This is a genomic window from Caenibius tardaugens NBRC 16725 (genome assembly GCF_003860345.1).
GTDB lineage: Bacteria > Pseudomonadota > Alphaproteobacteria > Sphingomonadales > Sphingomonadaceae > Caenibius > Caenibius tardaugens.
Map to the genome: position 1 here is coordinate 2,900,275 of NZ_CP034179.1, position 17,137 is coordinate 2,917,411.

The 17,137-nt window shown below is 60.5% G+C and carries 19 protein-coding genes; 7 read left to right on the forward strand and 12 right to left on the reverse strand.

Annotation, left to right across the window (positions count from 1 at the left end):
• Positions 1 to 37: 37 nt before the first annotated feature.
• Together EGO55_RS13630 and EGO55_RS13635 are read right to left on the reverse strand one after the other, a co-directional pair.
• A complete protein-coding gene (locus EGO55_RS13630) occupies positions 38 to 712 on the reverse strand; it encodes a hypothetical protein (RefSeq protein WP_021690459.1) in 675 nt (224 codons plus the stop codon).
• Positions 713 to 871: 159 nt separating this feature from the next.
• Positions 872 to 1,522: a gamma carbonic anhydrase family protein gene (locus EGO55_RS13635; RefSeq protein ID WP_021690460.1), complete on the reverse strand. Its 651-nt coding sequence runs from the start codon at positions 1,520 to 1,522 to the stop codon at positions 872 to 874.
• Positions 1,523 to 1,701: 179 nt separating this feature from the next.
• Between EGO55_RS13635 and EGO55_RS13640 the strand changes: the two genes are divergently transcribed.
• Positions 1,702 to 2,514: a sugar phosphate isomerase/epimerase family protein gene (locus tag EGO55_RS13640; protein ID WP_021690461.1), complete on the forward strand. Its 813-nt coding sequence runs from the start codon at positions 1,702 to 1,704 to the stop codon at positions 2,512 to 2,514.
• A gap of 79 nt (positions 2,515 to 2,593) precedes the next feature.
• Here the strand turns inward: EGO55_RS13640 and EGO55_RS13645 are convergent, their stop codons facing one another.
• The 10 genes from EGO55_RS13645 to EGO55_RS13690 form a co-directional block, all read right to left on the reverse strand.
• On the reverse strand, positions 2,594 to 3,562 hold the full coding sequence (locus EGO55_RS13645) for an aldo/keto reductase (protein WP_021690462.1): 969 nt from the start codon (positions 3,560 to 3,562) through the stop codon (positions 2,594 to 2,596).
• Positions 3,563 to 3,714: 152 nt separating this feature from the next.
• Positions 3,715 to 4,242, reverse strand: a complete 528-nt coding sequence (locus EGO55_RS13650) for an SRPBCC domain-containing protein (RefSeq protein WP_021690463.1) — start codon at positions 4,240 to 4,242, stop codon at positions 3,715 to 3,717.
• Between the two features lie 14 nt (positions 4,243 to 4,256).
• Entirely contained in the window at positions 4,257 to 5,027 is a 771-nt protein-coding gene (locus tag EGO55_RS13655; RefSeq protein ID WP_021690464.1) for an SDR family oxidoreductase, read from the reverse strand.
• 25 nt (positions 5,028 to 5,052) lie between these two features.
• The gene (locus EGO55_RS13660) at positions 5,053 to 6,513 is read right to left on the reverse strand and encodes an FAD-dependent oxidoreductase (RefSeq protein ID WP_021690465.1); all 1,461 of its coding nucleotides are present in this window, start codon (positions 6,511 to 6,513) and stop codon (positions 5,053 to 5,055) included.
• A gap of 65 nt (positions 6,514 to 6,578) precedes the next feature.
• Positions 6,579 to 6,992 carry a nuclear transport factor 2 family protein gene (locus EGO55_RS13665; RefSeq protein WP_021690466.1) on the reverse strand — a complete coding sequence of 138 codons (414 nt, stop codon included), beginning with the start codon at positions 6,990 to 6,992 and terminating at the stop codon, positions 6,579 to 6,581.
• A gap of 74 nt (positions 6,993 to 7,066) precedes the next feature.
• On the reverse strand, positions 7,067 to 8,107 hold the full coding sequence (gene dmpG / locus EGO55_RS13670; protein WP_124916791.1) for a 4-hydroxy-2-oxovalerate aldolase: 1,041 nt from the start codon (positions 8,105 to 8,107) through the stop codon (positions 7,067 to 7,069).
• A 13-nt stretch (positions 8,108 to 8,120) separates the two neighbouring features.
• On the reverse strand, positions 8,121 to 9,062 hold the full coding sequence (locus EGO55_RS13675) for an acetaldehyde dehydrogenase (acetylating) (protein ID WP_124916680.1): 942 nt from the start codon (positions 9,060 to 9,062) through the stop codon (positions 8,121 to 8,123).
• A 24-nt stretch (positions 9,063 to 9,086) separates the two neighbouring features.
• Entirely contained in the window at positions 9,087 to 9,890 is an 804-nt protein-coding gene (locus EGO55_RS13680; protein WP_021688825.1) for a fumarylacetoacetate hydrolase family protein, read from the reverse strand.
• Positions 9,887 to 10,702 carry an alpha/beta fold hydrolase gene (locus tag EGO55_RS13685; protein ID WP_021688824.1) on the reverse strand — a complete coding sequence of 272 codons (816 nt, stop codon included), beginning with the start codon at positions 10,700 to 10,702 and terminating at the stop codon, positions 9,887 to 9,889. Before EGO55_RS13685 ends, EGO55_RS13680 begins: the two co-directional genes overlap by 4 nt.
• A gap of 11 nt (positions 10,703 to 10,713) precedes the next feature.
• Entirely contained in the window at positions 10,714 to 11,916 is a 1,203-nt protein-coding gene (locus tag EGO55_RS13690) for an acyl-CoA dehydrogenase family protein (RefSeq protein ID WP_021688823.1), read from the reverse strand.
• 195 nt (positions 11,917 to 12,111) lie between these two features.
• Between EGO55_RS13690 and EGO55_RS13695 the strand changes: the two genes are divergently transcribed.
• From EGO55_RS13695 to EGO55_RS13720, 6 genes are read left to right on the forward strand one after another with little or no spacing between them, the layout of a single operon-like run.
• A complete protein-coding gene (locus EGO55_RS13695; RefSeq protein ID WP_021688822.1) occupies positions 12,112 to 12,879 on the forward strand; it encodes an SDR family oxidoreductase in 768 nt (255 codons plus the stop codon).
• Between the two features lie 4 nt (positions 12,880 to 12,883).
• The gene (locus EGO55_RS13700) at positions 12,884 to 13,801 is read left to right on the forward strand and encodes a VOC family protein (RefSeq protein WP_021688821.1); all 918 of its coding nucleotides are present in this window, start codon (positions 12,884 to 12,886) and stop codon (positions 13,799 to 13,801) included.
• Between the two features lie 42 nt (positions 13,802 to 13,843).
• Positions 13,844 to 14,722, forward strand: a complete 879-nt coding sequence (locus tag EGO55_RS13705) for a CoA transferase subunit A (RefSeq protein WP_021688820.1) — start codon at positions 13,844 to 13,846, stop codon at positions 14,720 to 14,722.
• Entirely contained in the window at positions 14,722 to 15,513 is a 792-nt protein-coding gene (locus EGO55_RS13710; RefSeq protein ID WP_021688819.1) for a CoA-transferase subunit beta, read from the forward strand. The genes EGO55_RS13705 and EGO55_RS13710 overlap by 1 nt, the downstream gene beginning before the upstream one ends.
• Positions 15,513 to 15,941, forward strand: coding sequence for a Zn-ribbon domain-containing OB-fold protein (locus EGO55_RS13715; protein ID WP_210766534.1), 429 nt, complete (start codon positions 15,513 to 15,515; stop codon positions 15,939 to 15,941). The genes EGO55_RS13710 and EGO55_RS13715 overlap by 1 nt, the downstream gene beginning before the upstream one ends.
• Entirely contained in the window at positions 15,938 to 17,119 is a 1,182-nt protein-coding gene (locus EGO55_RS13720) for a lipid-transfer protein (RefSeq protein WP_021688817.1), read from the forward strand. The genes EGO55_RS13715 and EGO55_RS13720 overlap by 4 nt, the downstream gene beginning before the upstream one ends.
• Positions 17,120 to 17,137 lie beyond the last annotated feature (18 nt).

Genomic DNA, 17,137 nt, shown 5'->3' on the forward strand with positions numbered 1-17,137 from the left:
GCGGCCGGGCCTTTTTGCGTGGGTAGGTGAGAGGGCGTTACCCCAGTTCGACCACCGAAAGCACATGCTGGTCGTGCCCCGGGAAGACGTAATCGAGTTCGATCACCATGCTGTCCCCCAACTGGCCCGCCTTGAGCAGGTCGGTTTCGACGAAGGCCTGCACCCCGTTGCTGCCATAGGCATAACGTGTGACATCGCCGTAGATCGGGGAGGCGTCCAGCCGAGCATCCACATCAGGATTACCCTGGCGTGCGCGATTGAGACCGATCTTGATCCGGCCCTTGAGATCGGGATCGTTTTCCGCCCGGTCTTTCAGATCGAGAATAATGCGTTCCAGATCTTCCAGCGATTCCAACAGGAAGCCGAAATGGAAGCTTGCTTCAAAATCGCTGTCCATCATGGCGCGCATGCCTTTGACCGCGTCATGTTCGTTCGCGGTGCCGACACCCAGGGCCTCGTGGATCGTTTCGATCAGCTTGAGCTGGGGTTCGGGCAGGGCCGAAAGATAGACAATGCCGTCGCCGCGCGAAAAGTGCGTATCATCGACCACGAAACGGTAGAAATTGCCGTTGGGGAACGGGATGACCTGCGTTTCGACCATGCCCAGAATTTGCAGCAGTTTGGCGGCTTTGGGGCCGTCTTCTGCCGCACCGTAATGCAGGGCAAGGTGGCCCATGGTGCGGACGTGGGGTTCCTTGGCGGCGGTAGCCATAATGCAATGCACCTCTCTATTGTTCCGTTACAAAACGGTGTCTTGTCTTCCTCCCTTACGCGGGCGGATAGTGCCTCCGACAATAACAGGCGGGACAGAGCCGGGCAATTTTGAGTGTTTGCTTACAAGTCCGATAGGGCTAGATTTGGCCCGATTGGGTTATCCCGAACCCTTGCCGTCGTTGGCCGCCATCCGGCGCTCCCGTTCGCGCGCGGCGTCACCGCTCAACCGCACGGCGATGGCTTTGCCTTTCACGCGGGGGCGGTCTGCCTCCATTTCGCGCAAGGGTTCGGTGGGGATCATGTCGGTCAACGCTTCGCGGGCCAGGCGCTGGTATTCCCCTGCGCCGTCGTTTTTCCAGGTAACCTGATGCGCCTCGAACGTGCGGACCACTTTGGCCGGATTGCCGACCACAAGGCTGCGCGGCGGAATGACGACATCGGATTTGACCAGCGAGAGGGCCGCGACAAGGCATTCGTCCCCGATCTGGGCATTATCCAGAATAACCGCATTCATGCCAATCAGCGCGTTTTCGCCAATTTCGCAGCCATGAATGATGGCGCCATGCGCGATGGTTGCCCCGCGCCGGATGATTGTGTCGCGCAATGAGGAGACGTGGACCGTGGTGGAATCCTGTATGCTGGTATCCCCTTCCACGATGATACGCCCAAAATCGCCGCGCAGCGATGCACCCGGGGCGATGAAGCAGCCCGGCCCGACAATTACATCGCCGATCAGCGAGGCAAGTGGATGCACGTAGCTGGTCGGGTGAACGACAGGCACGATGCCCTGAAAGGCGTAGCATGACATGGGGGCGTATTCTCCGTTCGGCGCGGGTAGAGCGCATGTGCAGGCCATCAGCCCTGCTGCATGATTTCAGAAATCCGATGCCCCTATTGGTTGCCAAGTGCAAGCATTGCTGCGGCAGTCACGATGCTTTCCATTGTGTTGTGGCCTGCAGGCAGGACTTGGGTTAGGGCCGGGGCACTATGCTGTCACTTTCGCTTGATCATATCACCGTGGTGGACACCACGCCTGTCCAGCTTGCCGAAGCCGCACATGCGGCCGGTTGTCGCGGTATCTGCCTGTTTATGCAGCCGATGGACGTTCTGCCGCATTTGCCGCAGTTCGACATCTACGAGGATCGTGCCGCGCGCAAGGCATTGGGGGAACGGCTGCGGGAACTGGATGTGGTTCTCGATCTTGCCTATCCCTTCACGCTGGCCGGGCGGACAGAGGTGGAGCATTTCAAGACCGCGATGGAATGCGCAGCAGAACTCGATGCGCAACTGCTGAACGCGCTGGTTTACGATCGCGATCCGGCCCGTCGGCAGGACAAGTTCGGTCAATTTTGCGATCTGGCGGCCAGCTTCGGCCTGCCTGTTGGGGTGGAATTCTATCCCCCGTCACAAGTGCGCTCGCTGGCCGATGCGCTCGAACTGGTGCAAGCGGTCAATCGGCCCGGACGGGTCGGGGTCAATGTCGACCTGTTGCATCTCATGCGTTCGGGCGGCACGATCGCAGAACTCGCCGCGGCACCGGCGGATTTCATTCTCTACGGTCAGTTCTGCGACGGGGCGGAAAGCTGCCCGGAAGACCAGATCGATGTGGAAGCATCGTCGCATCGCCTGCTGGCGGGCGAGGGGGTGTTTGATATCGCGGGCTTCGCGCGAGCTTTGCCGGACAATTGCCCGGTCAGCGTAGAACTGCCGCGTAACGATGCGCTGGAAGCCGGTGTGCCCGTGGTAGAACGGGTGCGGCTGGCCGTGGACAGCGTGCGCAGGGCGATCGCCGCCGGTTGATAGACCGGGCAGGCGAGCACACGAAAAAGGCGGGAGCCGCAACACGCGGTCCCGCCTTTCGTTTCATGTGGTGGACGCCTCAGTCGGCGCGCAGTTGCGCCAGTTCTTCGGCAGTCAGCTTGAGATCGGCAGCTTTCACCGTTTCGGTGATCTGTTCGGGGCTGCTGGCGCCGAAAATCGGGATCGTCTGGTTCGGCTGCGACAGCAGGTACGACAGCACGATTTCGTTGATCGACACGCCGTGCTTTTCAGCCAGTGTCTGCACGGCCTTGAACCGGGCTTCGTTGATTGGATTGGCGTAGCGCGCCTTCAGGCCATCCGGCACAGCGTCCGCGCCTTTGGCCAGCTTTGTGAAGTAACCGCCGCTCTGCGCGGAATAGGCGAGGATCGGCAGGCCCGATGCGTGCAGTTCCTCATACTGCCCTTCGTAGTAGTGAACATAGCCCTGCTGGGCTGCGGCTTCCGGTTCAGGTGCGGCAAGGCCCCAGAACGTTTCCGAGGCGGCGAAACCCTGTTTTCCGATCGACTGCGCGTAGGCATTGGCTTCCTTGATCCGCGCCGCAGACCAGTTGGATGCCCCGAAATAGCGGATGCGGCCGGCTTCCTGATGCTGGATCAGAGTGTCGATGATCGGCTGGACCGGTGCTTCGGGATTGTCGGCATGGAGCCAGTAAAGATCGATCGTATCGATGCCCAGGTGTTCGAGGCTTTCCCCGAGATCCTTGGTGATGTCTTCCGGGGTCACGCGATTGCGCCAGTCCCCGGCGCGCAAGTCCATGAAGGCACCCTTGGTGGCGATGACCAGGCCTTCGCGGCTGCGGGTCTTCAGCCACCCGCCGATCGCGCGTTCGCTGGCGCCCTTCGGCGCATCGGGTGCCCAATCACCGTAGGAACGGGCCGTATCGATGAAATTGCCGCCCAGTTCGGCAAAGTGGTCGAGAATGGCGTTGGACTTTTCCTGATCCAGCATCCAGCCCAGCATATTGGTGCCGTAACACAGCGTGCTGACCGAGAGGTCGGTGTTGTTCAACGTCACTTTCGAAAGCATGTTTCATCTCCTGAATTTGGCAAGCCTGCCTGTTTGCGCGGGGCTTACGGCCCGGCACAAAAGGTCACAAGCGGGGGGCAAGGCTGGTGGGGAGAGGCAGGCGGAATATGGCGCGAATTGCTACCCTTGTCCGCCTGCGTTCCCGTGTCAGATCAGCTTTCTGCGGCGAAGAATTCTTCGGCGCGTGCCTTCAGGGCATAAGCACTGTCGTCAAATCCGCGTTTCACCCACGGCCCGGCAAAGTTGTACACGTGGATGCCGTTGTTGCCGAGGAAGGCATCCGTCGAATAATAGCGGCAGGAATTGGGCCCGGTGGGGGTGATCACCTGATCGCGCCGCGCGGGATAGGGCCATGCATCGGTGTGGTGCATTTCCCAGGAAACCATGCGTTCCTTTTCCACCGCGCACACGTATTCCAGATTGGGTACGATCGACCCGGGCGAGGCGTAGTTCATCAGCCGCATTTCGACCGGTGAACCGATTTGCAGATCGGATACCGCCTTCACGCAGAACGGATTCCATTCGTTGTAGCGGGGCATATCGCACAGGATATCCCACACGATCCGGGCAGGGGCGTTGATCTCCACCGTGACGCTTTCGGTCACGGCATTGGGATCGAAACCGCTTACAGGGTCTTCGGCCAGCGTTTTGGCCTGTTTCATCCAGTCGAGCATTTCCATCGTTCGTATCTCCCTCAGGGTGCCATCCAGTCGCCACCGTTGACGTCGAGCGATGCGCCGGTCACTTCGCTCGCATAGTCGGACAGCAAGAAGTAAATTGCTTTGGCGCAATCCGCGTCGCGGGGAATGTGCCCCACGGGGATTTCCGATGCACGCTGTTTTCGCAGCCGGCCGCCGGCATCGCCCATCGAAGCAAAGAAGGCGTCCAGTGATGCGCCGTCCATCCAGCCCATCAGCGCGGTGTTGACGCGGATGCCGGTGCCCGTCAGTTCACCGGCCAGTTGCCGGGACATCTGGTTAACCGCTGCCTTGGCCATGGCGTAGCCGCCTTCGCCCGGATTGCATTTGCGGGTGGCGATCGTGGATACGTTTACGATGGAGCCGGATGTCTGCCCGATCATCGCGGGGATGACCGCCTGGGCCATGCGCAGGCTGCCCAGCGCGTTTACGTTCATCACGCGCGTAACTTTGTCCAGATCCGCTTCGTGCAACGGTGTCCAGGGTGGGTGATAATAGGCCGAATTGACCAGCCCATCGATCCGCCCCCACTGGGCCAGTGTCTGTGCGGCAAGATTGCGGCACTGGTCCGTTTCCGAAACATCGCAGGGGACCGCAATGGCTTCACCGCCTGCGGCAACGATTTCGTCGCGCAGGGCGTGGATCGCATCGACCGAACGCGCGGAGACGACCACTTTCGCCCCCTCGCGTGCCGCGCCCAGACACAGTGCCCGGCCCATGCCCGGGCCTGCGCCGGTAACAATAACAACCTTGCCTTCGAGTATCATCAGCCGTGCCCTGTCGCGCGCGCGATCAGGCGCTGGCCGCCTTGCGCCCGGCCTGACGGCCGAAGAAGGTGCAATCCGCCAGGCTCATCCCCGAACTGTAACCGTGTCCCCATGCCGGAAGGCCGGATGTGCAACGGCCTGCGGCATAAAGGCCGGGAACTGGCGCGCCTGTGTGGTCGAGGACTTCGCCATCGGTGGAGGTCCGCAGTCCGCCCAGCGTGAAGAAGCTGAAATAGGAATGTTCGAAATTCAGTTCGAGCGCGACGAATGGCCCCTGATCCAGCGGGGTCAGGATCGGTTGCTGCTTGTGGAACAGCGGGTCTTTCCCTTCCGCGGCGTGCTTGTTGTAGAACGCCATGGTCTGGCTCAGCGTTCCCGCTGCCATTTCCAGCTCCTGTTCAACCTCTTCCCAGGTTTCCCCGGTACCGGCGATCGAAATCCCGGCCAGTTCCAGCGGTTGATCGAAGTGTGCCATGTCGAGCAGCAGGTAAACCCGGCGGCCAAGCTGGTCGAACGCAAAACGGCTGACGCGGCCGTGATAGCAATCCTCGTTGATGAAACGCTGCCCGGCCTCGTTGACGAAAACGCCGTAGGCCTGCGGTTCGGGGATCGTCCAGGGGCAGGTCGTGAAGAACTGTTCCATGTGCACGGCATCGCCACCCGCGCCAATGCCCAGTTCAATGCCCGATCCATCGTCCTTGTCGCCGATCGGGCTGTTGATCTTGAACGTCTCGGGGCAATAGCGGCGGCGCATGTCCTCGTTCATGACAAAGCCGCCAGTGGCGAGGACCACACCCTTATTCGCCTTGATGAAGCGGTTTTCGTTGTCGATGCGCATCACCACGCCGCAGATGGTATCGCCATCGCGGATCAGGGCAACTGCGCGCGCATCGACGACGATGTCGACACCCAGTTTGCGGGCACTGGCTTCGAGAATATCGACCAGCGGGCGACCGCCGCCCCAGCCCATATGCTGGATCACATGCCCGCGCGGGGCAGGCTTGGCAAGGGAACGGAACGGTTCCGCCTGTTCGCTGCCCGACCAGATCAGCGTGGAATCGTCCGTCGGCTCGATCACTTTGCCGGGCAGGTAATTGCCGCGATAGGGCACGCCTTGTGCCTTGAGCCATTCGTAATGGTTCAGCGATTCACGCGCATAGAGGTCGCACTTGGCCTCGTCGGCGCAAGGTCCACCAGCCGCCTTGAGATAGGCCGCAAAATCTTCCGTGCGGTCTTCAAAGCCAGCGGCGCGCTGGGCATCGGTGCCGCCATTGCCGCCGATGTAGATTTCCCCGCCGGAAAGGGCCGAAGCGCCGCCGCTGCCGGAATTGCGGTCGAACAGCATGACTTTGGCGCCAGCGGTGGCCGCTTCGATTGCTGCACAGGCGCCCGTTGCCCCGAAACCGATAACGGCGACATCGGTTTCATAATCCCACTTGGCCACTTCGGCGGCGGGATAGGGTTTGTGCAGGGAAATCTCAGTCATGTAATCCTCTTGTGGTACCCCCGCAGGGAGGTTGCATCCGTGGTATCAGTGGTTGCGCGGGCTGATCATGCCGCCGCTGGCGTCTGGCCACCGCACAGCACTTTGGTGATCATTTCCGTGTCGCAATATTCCTTCCACGAGACGAGCTTGCCGTCACGCAGGATCGCAAGGAAATGGTACTGGTTGCGATATTCCTGGCCAGAAATGTGCATGCCGACTGAAGATGCTTCGACAGCGACGCGATCACCCTGTGCCGTGATGGCATGGATCGTGAACTGGATGCCCTGGGGGAAGGCTTCGAAAATCCGGCCGGCCGCCATGGTGATGGTGGGCTTGTCGAATGTTCCCGAAATCAGGGTGTTGCCCATCGTCGTCACGCTGCCGTCCTCGGCATAGGCATTGACGATCGCATCCACATCACCAGCGTTCATGGCCGCGATAAAGGCCTCGACCGCAGCGATATTCTGTTCGACGCTCATTTCCGGTTCCTCCCCAATAAGATGCCTGCAGGATGCCGCCGTATTCGGTCAGTCATCCTGCAGGCGTTAAATGATCAGTTTGCCTGTTCTTTGAGCATATCGAGAGCGACGTCGACGATCATGTCTTCCTGTCCGCCGACCATCTTGCGGCGGCCGAGTTCGACGAGGATCGCGCGGGTGTCGAGGCCGTAGGTTTCGGCTGCCTTCTCCGCATGGCGCAGGAAGCTCGAGTAGACCCCGGCATAACCCAGCGCCAGCGTCTCGCGGTCCACCCGCACCGGGCGGTCCTGCAGCGGGCGGACAAGGTCTTCAGCCGCATCCATCAACGCCATGACATCGCAGCCATGGTTCCAGCCCTTGCGATCCGCTGCCGCAATGAACACTTCCAGCGGTGCATTGCCAGCACCGGCACCCATGCCGGCAAGGCTGGCGTCGATACGCACCGCGCCTTCCTGCGCGGCCACCAGCGAGTTCGCCACGCCGAGGCTGAGGTTGTGGTGCGCGTGGATGCCGCGCTGCGTTTCCGGCTTCAGTACCCGGTCATAGGCCTGAAGGCGATCACGCACCCCGTCCATGTCGAGCGCACCGCCGCTGTCCGTCACATAGACGCACTGCACGCCGTAGCTTTCCATCAGCAGCGCCTGCTGCGCCAGTGCTTCGGCATCGATCATGTGGCTCATCATCAGGAAGCCCGAGACATCCATACCCAGATCGCGCGCGATCCCGATATGCTGCTTCGATACGTCCGCTTCGGTGCAATGCGTTGCCACGCGCACCGAACGCACACCCAGATCATAGGCGCGCTTCAGTTCTTCCACCGTGCCCACACCGGGCAGGATCAGCGTGGTCAGAACGCTCTTTTCCAGAACTTCGGCCACCGCACCGATCCATTCCCAATCGATGTGCGCGCCAAAGCCGTAGTTGAAGCTGGCGCCCGAAAGCCCGTCGCCATGCGCCACCTCGATTGCGTCCACGCCTGCCTGATCAAGCGCCCTGGCAATCGCCTGCACGTGATCGATGCCATACATGTGGCGGATGGCGTGCATGCCATCGCGCAGCGTCACGTCCTGGATGTAAAGCTTGTCGCCTGCTTCGACGTTGAGTTTACCGGTCATTGTCTGGATCTCCTCAAGCGTTCGCCGCAGCAGCCAGACGGCGCTGTGCCAGCAGTTCGCCCGTGGCCTTGGCGGCCGCGGTCATGATGTCGAGATTGCCCGAATAGCTGGGCAGGTAATCGCCTGCGCCTTCCACTTCGAGCATGATCATCGTCTTGATGCCGGTGAACTCGCCCATGCCGGGGATCTTCAGCTTGTTGTTGTCGCCAAAGCGTTCAAACTGCACTTCCTGCTTCAGACGGTAGCCGGGGACGTACTTCTGCACTTCGGCCGCCATCTCCTTGACCGACTGGCGGATCGCTTCTTCGTCCGCGCCTTCCGACAGCGTGAAGACCGTATCGCGCATGATCATCGGCGGTTCGGCAGGGTTCAAAATGATGATCGCCTTGCCCTTGGTCGCGCCGCCGACCTTTTCGATGGCATTGGCCGTGGTGCGGGTGAACTCGTCGATATTGGCACGCGTGCCCGGCCCTGCCGAACGCGAGGACACCGAAGCGACGATTTCTGCGTAGTGGACCTTGGCCACGCGGCTGACGGCCGCGACCATCGGGATCGTCGCCTGCCCGCCGCAAGTCACCATGTTGACGTTGGGCGCATCGAGGTTCTCGGTCATGTTGACCGGCGGAATGGTGAAGGGGCCAATCGCGGCAGGCGTCAGGTCGACCACCTGAATGCCATCGGCGCGCAGCGCCTCGTCATGAACCTTGTGGGCATAGGCGCTGGTCGCATCGAAGGCGATCCCGATTTCAGGATAGACCGACAGCTTCTTCAGCCCCTCGATCCCTTCATGCGTCGTCGCAATCCCGTGCGAACGCGCCATCGCCAGACCTTCGCTCGCCTCGTCAATCCCAACAACCGCAACCAGTTCCATATTCTGCGGGTTCTTGATCATCTTCATCATCAAATCGGTGCCAATGTTGCCCGACCCGATAATCGCTGCCTTCACTCGTGACATCAGTGTTTCCTTACACAAACGGGCTTAGACAAACCGGGCGACGCAATTGCCAAGCGCGCGGCCGCCTTCGGCCGGGTTCTTGTCGCTCAGGATCATCTCGAAGGTATCGCCTTTCACCGCCGGGGCGAGGGGGACGAGCGAACCGGAAAGGATCACATCGCCCGCATTCAGCGTAACGCCATAGGCGCCCAGCGTGTTGGCCAGCCATGCGACGGCCTGCGCCGGATCGCCCTGAACCGCGTTGCCATACCCTTCGGACAGCGGTTCGCCGTTCTTGGTCACGGCGACATAAAGGCCGGGCAGATCGAATTCGCGCGGATCAAGCCGCGCGTCGCCGATTACATAGACCCCGCACGAGGCGTTGTCGGACACGGTATCAACAATGCTGATTTTCCAGTCGTTGATCCGGCTGTCGACGATTTCGAAGCAGGGGGCGATGCTTTCGGTCGCGGCCATCACGTCAGCGGCAGTGACGCCGGGGCCGTTCAGGCTGTCCTTCAGGATGAAGGCGATTTCCGCCTCTGCGCGCGGTGCGATCAACGCCTTGGCATCGACATCGATATCGCCTTCAACGAACATCCAGTCGGTCAGGAAACCGAAGTCGGGCTGGTGCACGCCCAGCATGTCCTGCACCGCCTTGGACGTAACGCCGATCTTCTTGCCGACGACCTTCTCGCCGTCCTTTACCCGGCGGGCGAGGAAATCGAGGCTGATGGCATAGGCATCGTCAATCGTGAGATCGCTGTCGCGGTCGATCAGCGGGGTGACGGAGCGCCGGCCGCGGAGCGCTTCATAAAGTTCAAGGCCATAGGTTTCGGCTTTGCTCATGACAGGAAATCAATCGAATAGTTGTTGAACTCGGATGCCCGTTCCACCTGCACCCAGTGGCCGCAACGCGCGAATGTGATTGCGCGGACGTCAGGGCAGGCTTCAAGGAACAGGCGGCTGTGCTCTTCCGGGCAGAACTCGTCATTCAGGCCCCAGAATACGAAAATCGGATGCGCAATCTCGCCCAGTCGCGGCCCGAGGTTCGGGGTCTTCATCCGAACCAGCACATCCTTGGGCTGGGTGCTGGCCACGGCGAAGCGTTCGGCCACCAGTTGATCGGAGATCAGATGCGCGGAATCGGGGTGCATCAGGTTGCCGATCAGGCGGCGCTGTTCTTCGAGATTGAAATCCGGGCCGCCAAACCCGGAACGCATTTTTGCGATACCGGGCAGCGTGAAATAGCTGGCCTGTTCGGCGACCGCGCCGGGGGCCATCATGATCAGTTTCTCGCTGAATTCCGGGTGATCCAGCGTCATCTGGATGGCGATTGCGCCGCCCAGTGAGTTGCCGACCAGCGACGCCTTGTCCACGCCGTGCTGACGCAGCGCATCGTAAAGCGTGTCTGTGAAGAGTGCGAGCGTGTAGTCGATGCCTTCGGGCTTCGACGATGCGCCGTAGCCGATAAGATCAGGCAGGATGACACGGAAACCGGCATCGACGAAAGCGTCGATATTGCGCCGGAAATTGGAAGAGCCGGATGCCCCGGGGCCGCTGCCGTGGATGAATACCACGGCAGGGCCGGAACCGGCCTCCTTCAGGTGAATATCGTATCCACCGGCAACGGAATAGGTTGCCTCTTTGAGATCGGCCATCGGGTCTTTCCTTAGAGGAAGGTGAAGCTAGGCGGTTCACCCAGAATGCCGCCGATGACATCGGCCGTGCGGTTGTTCGGATCGTTGGCAACGTGCGCGCGACCGGCGTGCAGGTCAAGCCAGGGCTGGATAACTTCGCTCGACATATAGATCGCGCGGCCACCCAGCAACTTGACCATGTCGTCCGCCAGATCGGCGAGACGCCGGACAACCGAAGCCGAATTGTAGGCGTAAAGCGTACGCTTCTCCATCGGGATCGGTTCACCACGTTCGGCATAGCTCATCAGATCGTCAAAGGTGAGGCGGAGCGTATTTTCCATCTCGGTGATCTGCGCATGGGCGCGGGCAATGGCTTCATGCAGGAACGGATCGGCCTTCGATGCCTTGCCGGTGTTGGTCGACACGCGATTCTGCATAATCGCGATCGCACCGTTGACCACGGCACGGGCGCCACCGAACGCAGCAGTCGAAACGGAACGGGTGAAGACCTGCGCCCAGGGAAGAGTGTAGAGCGGGCCATTATTTTCCTTCTGCCCCGGATTGGTGCAGAGGAAACCATCCACCGAACGGTGGGTGCGATATTCGGGGACGAAGACATCGTCGACAATCACGTCATGGCTGCCGGTGCCCTGAAGGCCGAACACATGCCATGCGTCGCGATCGATAGTGTAATCGCTGCGCGGCAGCAGGAAAGCGCGCATGTCCGGCGGGCCGCCTTCTTCAGCGGGGGGGACCATCGCGCCGAGAATGACCCACTGGCAGTGGACCGAACCGGTTGAGAAGCCCCAGCGGCCGGACAGGCGGAAACCGCCTTCGACGCGGGTTACCTTGCCGACAGGCTGATAGCTGGAAGACGCCAGTATGGACGTGTCCTTGCCCCATACTTCTTCCTGTGCTTCGTTGTGGAACAGCGCGAGTTCATAAGGGTGGCAGCCGACGACGCCGTACATCCAGCCGGTCGACATGCAGCCTTCGGCCAGTGTCTTCTGGACGTCGTAGAACACGTTGGGGTTCATTTCGTAACCGCCCCAGCGCTTCGGCTGGAGAATGCGAAAGAAGCCGGCTTCCTGCATTTCTGCAATTGTTTCAGTCGGCACATCGCGTTCCGCGACACATTTGCGGGCACGTTCCTTAAGCACGGGAACCATCGCGCGGGCGCGCGCAACGAGTTCTTCATGTGTAGGAATGGTGGTGGACGGCACAGCAGAAGCCATCTTTGTGTCTCTCCCAATATAGCTCGAATCAGACAGGGCTTAACGACGAAGCATTCGTAATTTTTTGTGCCATGTGATACGCAAATCGTCAATTGAAAAGCATGTTGGCTTTGGATATGGGTGTTTTCGAATCTGCTATATCCATACCTTATTTCATGTCGCAGAATGCGGCGTCAACATTAGGGAGAGAAGCTGTTGCCGGGCAAGATTGCCGTTGATCTCACAGGATGCGTTGCCATTGTAACGGGTGGTACCCGTGGCATCGGGCGCATCATCGCTGCAACCATGGCCCAGGCGGGGTGCAAGGTCGAAATTTGTGGCCGGAACGAGCCTGCCGATCTGCCTGAAGGCGTGTCCTTTCATGCAGCGGACATCCGCGATCCCGATCAGGCGAAGGCTTTCGTTGATGCTGTGGTGGAAAAGCATGGGCGGCTTGATTTCCTGATCAACAACGCGGGTGGCTCGCCAAATACCGAAGCGGCGACGGCAAGTCCGCGTTTCTTCGATGCGATCATCAAGCTTAACCTCAGTTCCGCCATGTATCTGTCGCAGGCGGCCTATCCGGCCATGAAGGCGCAGGGCGGTGGCAGCATTGTCAACATTGCCAGCGTTTCGGGCATTCGTCCTTCGCCGGGCACTGCGGCCTATGGTGCGGCCAAGGCGGGTCTGCTCAATCTGACGCAAAGCCTTGCGGCCGAGTGGGGGCCTGACAAAATCCGGGTCAATGCTATCATTCTGGGGTTGATGGCCACGGAAACGACCGAGGCGACCTATGGCGATGCCGAGGCGCAGGAAACGCTGGGCAAGGCCATGCCGCTCCAGCGTATGGGGTCGGGCTCGGACGCCGCTGGTGCTGTTATGTGGCTGTGTTCTGACCTTGCCCAATGGGTCAGCGGTGCTCGTGTAAATGTCGATGGTGGCGGCGAACGTCCGTATTTCCTCGAATTGCTGAAAGGAGACTGACGTCATGGGAGTAAAGGCGCTTGGATATGTGATCGTGGAATCCGCAAAAATGGCGGATTGGGATCACTTCATGACCGACGTGGTTGGCGTTATGCGCGGCGATGGCGCGCCGGATGGCGCGGCCTTTTATCGGGTCGATGATCGCCCGTTCCGTTTCTGGATTCGCCCCGGTGCCGATGAACGCTTCATCGCAGCCGGTTACGAAGTTGCGGATGTGGCGGCATTTGATGCGCTCAAGGCCGGAATTGCTGCTGCTGGCCGTCCTGTCGAGGACGGTTCGGCTGAAGACGCGAAAGTACGCGGCGTCACCGCATTCTTCCGCACATCCGATCCGGCTGGCAATGGCCTGGAATTCTTCTACGGCGATACGCGCGATAACGTCGCGTTTGTTTCGCCGATCGGTGTCGAAGGCTTCGTGACGGGCGACATGGGGATGGGGCATGCGGTGTTTGCTGCGCCGAACTATGATGAAACGCATGATTTCTATCGCAATGTCGTCGGTTTCCACGACACCGATATTCCGCGTTTCCATTTCAGCGATGACCCGAACGATCCGGGCATGGGCATGGCGTTCATGCATGCGGACAATGGCCGTCACCACTCGATTGCGATCGGCGAAATGCCGCAGCCGCCGTCGGGTTGTATTCACCTGATGCTCGAAATGAAGAGCATTTCCGATGTGGGCAAGTGCCACGATCGTATGCGTGCGGCCAAGGTGCCGGAAAGCGCGACGCTGGGCCGCCACGTCAACGACCAGACCTTCGGTTTCTACATGCAGACGCCGGGCGGGTTTGACTTGGAGATCGGTACCGATCCTCTGGTGATCGAACCAGAGTCCTGGGAGCCCACCGCTCACCTCCAACCGAGTGAGTGGGGGCATCTGTGGGCCTGGCAAAAGGCCATGGAGGAACAGCAGGGCTAAGCCTCGCTGTTCGCAAGCTGATTTTCTGAAGAAGGTAAGCGAATGTTAGACAAGCGGATGAGCGCGGCGGATATCGTCGCGCAGATAAAGGATGGCATGACCATCGGCATCGGCGGCTGGGGGCCGCGTCGCAAGCCCATGGGGCTTGTGCGCGAACTCCTCCGTTCGGATGTGAAGGACCTCACTGTTGTGGCCTACGGCGGCGCCGATGTCGGCATGCTGTGCGCGGCGGGCAAAGTGAAGAAGCTGATTTTCGCTTTCGTTTCGCTCGACGCCATTCCGCTGGAGCCCTGGTTCCGCAAGGCACGCGAAAATGCTGAAATCGAAGTTCTCGAACTCGACGAAGGCATGTTCCAGTGGGGCCTCAAGGCGGCGGCTTTCGGCCTGCCGTTCCTGCCCACCCGTATCGGTCTCGGCACCGATCTGGCTGAACTTGGCGGTCTCAAGACGGTCAAGTCGCCTTATGACGATGGCGAAACCCTGATCGCCATGCCGGCGCTGAAGCTGGACGTGGCCCTGCTCCACGCCAATCGCAGCGACTGGCGTGGCAACATCCAACTGCTTGGCCCCGATTCATATTACGATGAATGGTTCGCCAAGGCAGCGGCCAAGACCTTCATTTCGTGTGAAGAACTGGTCGACAAGATCGAAGACCATTACGAAGCGGACGTGCACGCCAACGTGATCGAGCGCTGCTTCATCTCGGGCGTGGTGCACATGCAGTATGGTGCGCACCCGACTTCCATGCCCCCGCACTATGGTTGGGACATGAAGGCGTTCAAGGCCTACGCCGCTGCGGCGAAGGATCCGGGCGACTGGGCGGCTGTGGCTGATCGTTTCGTGGGTGCGAGCGAAGAAGCCTATCTGGAAAGCATTGGCGGAAAGGAGGCGGTGGCGGGTCTTCCGTTGCCGATATTCTGATGACTGACGTATCTTTGACTGAACTGTGCATCGTTGCATGCTCGGAAGCTTTCCGTAACAATGGTGAAATCCTTGCCAGCGGCGTTGGCCCCGTGCCGCGCCTGGCGGCTGGTCTTGCCAAGCTGACGCACGGCCCGGAACTGATGATGACCGATAGCGAAGCCTATCTGGTCGAACAGCCCGTGCCGATCGGTCCGCGTGGTTATGACGATCGCAAGCGTTCGGGTTATCTGCCGTTCTCGCGCTTCTTCGACAGCGCGGTATGGACCGGCCGTCGTCACGCTATGGTGACGCCGACCCAGCTCGACCGTTTTGGCCAGATCAACCTGTCCTTCATGGGCGGTACCTACGACAAGCCGAAGACGCAGATGCTGGGTGTGCGCGGGTTCCCGGGCAACACGATCTACCACATCAACTCGTTCTTCTTCCCCGCACACAGCGCACGCGTGTTTGTGCCGGGCGAAGTCGATATGATTTCGGGTGTGGGTTACAATCCGGCCAAGCGCGTGGCGGGCGGCAACTACTCGGGCGTTGACCTGCGTGTCATCGTCACGAACCTTGCCGTGATGGATTTCGGTGGCAAGGACAACGCCATTCGCGTCGTCTCGTTGCACCCGGGTGTGACGTTCGAGGAAGTGCAGGAAGCCACCGGCTTCGAACTGGAGAAGGGCGATCTTGCAGAGACCCCGATGCCGACTGCAGAACAGCTCGAAATCATCGCACAGCTTGATCCGCACAACATTCGTGCGACCGTGATCAAGGACAACCCGCCGGCGAAAAGGACTGCATGATGCAAGCAGCGAAGCCCGTACTCGAGGGATTTTTCACGACCGGCGATAAACCGGCCCTTCTGGGGTCGCGCTGTGTCAAATGCGGCACGTTCTACTTCCCGGCTGTGGAAGGGTTCTGCCGTAATCCCGACTGTGACTGTTCGCAGTTTGAAGGCGTTGAGCTTTCACGAACGGGCAAGCTGTGGTCCTTTACCAATGCCTGCTACAAGCCGCCGGAGCCGTATATCGCGAAAGAGCCGTTCGAGCCTTACGCGATTGCGGCTGTCGAACTCGAAAAAGAGAAGATGATCGTCCTCGGCCAAGTGGTCGAGGGCGTCGGCGTCGAGCAGCTCAAGGCTGGTCTCGAAATGGAACTTGTCATCGAAACCATCCCCGATGCGGTGGAACCCGAAGGCAAGCTGACCTGGAAGTGGAAGCCCGTGGCATGACGCAGGAAATCGCAATTATCGGCGCGGGTATGCACCCCTGGGGCAAATGGGGCCGCAAGTTCACCGAATATGGCGTCGAAGCCGCGCGCGAGGCACTGGCGGATGCCGGTATCGCTTGGACTGATGTAGACTTCGTTTCGGGTGCAGCCACGATGCGCTGCGGCTATCCCGGCTATGTTGCTGGCGCCACGTTCGCGCAGGCGCTCGGCTGGCAGGGCGCTGAAGTGAACACCAGCTATGCCGCCTGTGCATCGGGTTCGCAGGCACTGGCCGCTGCACGCGCCAAGATTCTGTCGGGTCAGGCCGAAGTTGCTCTGGTCATCGGTGCAGATACGACGCCGAAGGGCTTCCTCGCCCCGGCAAAGGGGGAACGCCCCGACGATCCCGATTGGGTCCGTTTCCGCGTTGGCATCACCAATCCCACCTATTTCGCGCTCTATGCGCGCCGCCGGATGGAAATCTACGGCGATACGCAGGAAGATTTCGCGCGGGTCAAAGTGAAGAACGCCGAACACGGCTTCACCAATCCCAAGGCGCGGTATCGCAAGCAGTTTACCATGGAAGACGTGGCGGCGTCCGCGATGGTCGCCGATCCGCTGCGGCTGATGGATATCTGCGCGACATCCGATGGCGGCGCGGCGCTGATCGTGTGCAGCCTGGATTATGCCCGCAAGATCGGCAAGGCGAACGCCCCGCGTGTTGCCGCGATTTCGACAGTGACGCCGACGTTTGCTTCGGCTGTGATCGAAATGCCCGATCTGGCGACGGATAGCGCAGTGGCGATGGATGCGCACAGTTTCCGCGCCGCTCTGCCGCGCAAGGCCTACGAAGAAGCCGGGATTGGCCCTGAAGACATTTCTGTTGCCGAAGTCTACGACCTTTCGACCGCGCTCGAAATGGACTGGATGGAAGATCTCCAGCTTTGCGCGCGCGGTGATGCGGCGGGGCTGGTCCGTGACGGTGCGACGCGTATCGGCGGACGTATCCCGATCAATCCCTCCGGTGGTCTGGCCTGCTTTGGCGAAGCGGTTCCGGCACAGGCGATCGCGCAGGTTTGCGAACTGACCTGGCAGCTGCGCGGCCAGTCGGGCGATCGACAGGTGCAGGGCGCGAAAGTTGGTATCACGGCAAACCAGGGCTTGTTCGGCCACGGATCGTCGGTGATTGTGAAGGCTTGATCGAGAAGACAGCCGCAG